The organism is Synechococcus sp. R55.7 (assembly GCF_047461955.1).
Classification (GTDB): Bacteria; Cyanobacteriota; Cyanobacteriia; order Thermostichales; family Thermostichaceae; genus Thermostichus.
In genome coordinates this window covers 3673-6208 of sequence record NZ_JANSIC010000149.1, presented here as the reverse complement: position 1 = coordinate 6208, position 2536 = coordinate 3673, and the positions used below count along the sequence as shown (strand labels likewise).

Below are 2536 nucleotides of genomic sequence, written 5' to 3'. Positions count from 1 at the left end.
CTCTCTCCCTCTGAGGTGCGGGATCCAGAAACCCTTCTGCCCCGGAGGGCAGGGTGCTCTAAGTTGGCTTAACATTATTTCATGACCGGGCCTGGCCCTCACCTTGCCAAGGGCGGGTGGCCAATATCAGTGCCTAGGGATCCGGCTCAACTTCCTTCCCATTGCAGGCAAAACGACCATGGTAGGCATCTTCAAGCGCTTGTTCGGCTCGCGCGGCAAAGCTGCGGCCACGTCCTCACCGGAAACTGTTGCTAAGCCAACCCCAAAGAAAGCGAAAAACGACAATACTTTTTTTCTCGACCCAGATGAAGCCAAAACCCTTGGCAACATCGAGTATATGCGCACCCCCAGGATCGTGAAGCACACCTTCCAGGATTTCGGCAGCAAGGAGAAGGTGGAGGTGGTGGAGCAGGTCTCTTCCCTCGGTAAAGTTAAGTTGTCCGCAGAGGCAGCCAAAACTCCTGAAACCGCTTCTGAGCAGGGATCCTCCGCTTCAAGCAGCAGCGGAGCAAGCCCACGCCGTCAGGGGGGATCGGACATGGATACCTTCCGCAATATGGCCCGCAGCCTAAAACGCAAATAAGCCAAACTCAGGTTGATCCCTGTCAGAGCCAACCAGAGGCTGGATCCCAGCTTTCCTCTTCGCAGCAGCGGCAGGCGTGATACAACTGCTATCGAACCGGCTAATCTGCGACTGAACTGAGGAGGAGCAATGGCGATTAAGCGAGGCACCTTGGTGCGGGCTATCCGCGAGAAACTGGAGGGTAGCTTAGAAGCGCAGGCAAGCGATCCTTTTATTCCCAACTACGTTTTCGAGACCCCCGGAGAAGTCGTGGATATCAAAGGTGACTACCTGCAGATTAAGTTTGGGGCTGTTCCCACCCCTACGGTTTGGCTGCGGGCGGATCAGGTTCAGGAGATGGCGGGTTGAGTAGAAGCACGGAATGTTCCCCATCTGCATACCCCGTGATGGGGTGAAGGGGGATCCATGGCACTCCTGGCTGCTCCCAACCGTGAACAAATCCTGCAGCGTAGGCAGCTTTTGCGTCGGCAACGGCGCAGCCGATTCTGGCAGGGATCCTGGCGCCTGACCGGTTCGATGACCCTCTTGGCGCTGCTGGTGCTGGGCCTACGGCAGCCCCACTGGCAAATTCGTCAGCCAGAACAGATTCAGGTAAAGGGTGCCCACTGGGTCGATCCCGCCTGGATACGGGCACAATTGCCCCTGCAGTATCCCCTCAACATTTGGCAGGTGCAACCGGCTGTTTTGGAAAGGGCTTTGCTGGGATCCCCGACCCGCCCCTCTCCCATCGAAAGCGTCCAGGTGCAGCGACGGCTGCTGCCGGTGGGTGTCATCGTCCAGGTGCGAGAACGGCAACCTGTGGCGCGGGCGCGATGGGGCGACCAGATGGGCTGGGTGGATGTCCAGGGCAACTGGCTGTCTCCGGATCCCTACCGTTCCCCCGCGTCTTGGCCTGAGCTGGAGCTGCTGGGCTGGGAGAACCACACCCCAGAGCAATGGGCGCTGTTGCTCAGGGCTTTACAGCAGTCTGAAATTCAGATCAGGGCAGTGGATTGGCAATCTGGAGCGGGAATTACCCTGCATACTGAGCTGGGCAACGTCTACCTGGGGCCGATTTCCGACCGCTTGCCCTTGCAAATTCAGACCCTCAACCAAATGCGGGATCTGCGCCGCTACTGCGAGTGTACGCCCGACGACATCGTCCAGATTGACCTCACCAGCCCCAGTGTGCCCACCTTGCAACTTACCCCCACGGCCACCCAGGAGCGCTGGAAAGACGTGCGGATGCCCTAGCTTTGCTATGAACCCGGTGCCGGCGGTGGAGGTGAACCAATTGTGGACAGCTTATCCCGGTCATCCGCCGGTGCTGCAAGGGCTGGATCTACGGGTCGAGGTTGGGCAACATCTGGGGGTGATCGGCCCCAATGGCGCGGGTAAAACTACCCTGTTCCTCACCCTCTGCGGCCTGTTGCCCCCCTGCTCTGGCCAGGTGAGTTTGTTTGGCCAGCCGCTGCGGCCCGGCCAGTTTCGCCCTGAGGTGGGGTTGGTGTTTCAGGATCCCAACGACCAACTGTTTGCCCCATCGGTGGCCGAAGATGTGGCCTTCGGACTGCGCAATTTGGCCCGTCCTGAGGCGGAGATTGCGGCTGCCGTTCAGGCCGCCCTGCAGATGACCGGCACCCTCCATTTGGCCGATCGTCCCCCCCATCACCTCTCTGGTGGGGAAAAGCGCATGGTTGCCATTGCCGGGATCCTGGCGATGCAGCCCCAGTTGGTGCTCTACGATGAGCCGACAGCCAACCTCGATTTGCGAGCCCGGCGGCGGTTGATGGTTTTTTTGCAACAGGCCGCCCACACTTTTCTGCTGGCTTCCCACGATCTGGAGCTGATCCTGGAGGTGTGCGATCAGGTCATCCTGTTGGATCAAGGGCGGATCTGGGCCCAGGGATCCCCGGCCCACCTGATGGGCCGAGCCGACCTCATGGAAGCCCACGGCCTGGAAGTGCCCCCCTC

General features: G+C 59.9%; 4 protein-coding genes. All 4 read left to right on the top strand.

Going from position 1 to position 2536, the window contains the following annotated elements; translation table 11 throughout:
- The first annotated feature begins 178 nt into the window (after positions 1 to 178).
- Positions 179 to 583 (top strand): hypothetical protein, encoded by a 405-nt coding sequence (locus tag NW820_RS08760; protein ID WP_414407270.1) that lies wholly within the window; start codon positions 179 to 181, stop codon positions 581 to 583.
- A 129-nt stretch (positions 584 to 712) separates the two neighbouring features.
- Complete coding sequence (locus tag NW820_RS08755; protein ID WP_011433398.1) at positions 713 to 931, top strand: NAD(P)H-quinone oxidoreductase subunit O; 219 nt, start codon at positions 713 to 715, stop codon at positions 929 to 931.
- A 57-nt stretch (positions 932 to 988) separates the two neighbouring features.
- On the top strand, positions 989 to 1816 hold the full coding sequence (locus NW820_RS08750) for a cell division protein FtsQ/DivIB (protein ID WP_414407269.1): 828 nt from the start codon (positions 989 to 991) through the stop codon (positions 1814 to 1816).
- A 7-nt stretch (positions 1817 to 1823) separates the two neighbouring features.
- The coding region (locus NW820_RS08745) for an energy-coupling factor ABC transporter ATP-binding protein (protein ID WP_414407268.1) at positions 1824 to 2536 on the top strand (713 nt) is incomplete at its 3' end.

Bases quoted from the DNA above. Each gene is read 5' to 3' on its own strand.
- NW820_RS08755 (WP_011433398.1), top strand. From the start codon at position 713: ATGGCGATTAAGCGAGGCACCTTGGTGCGGGCTATCCGCGAGAAACTG.
- NW820_RS08750 (WP_414407269.1), top strand. From the start codon at position 989: ATGGCACTCCTGGCTGCTCCCAACCGTGAACAAATCCTGCAGCGTAGG.
- NW820_RS08760 (WP_414407270.1), top strand. From the start codon at position 179: ATGGTAGGCATCTTCAAGCGCTTGTTCGGCTCGCGCGGCAAAGCTGCG.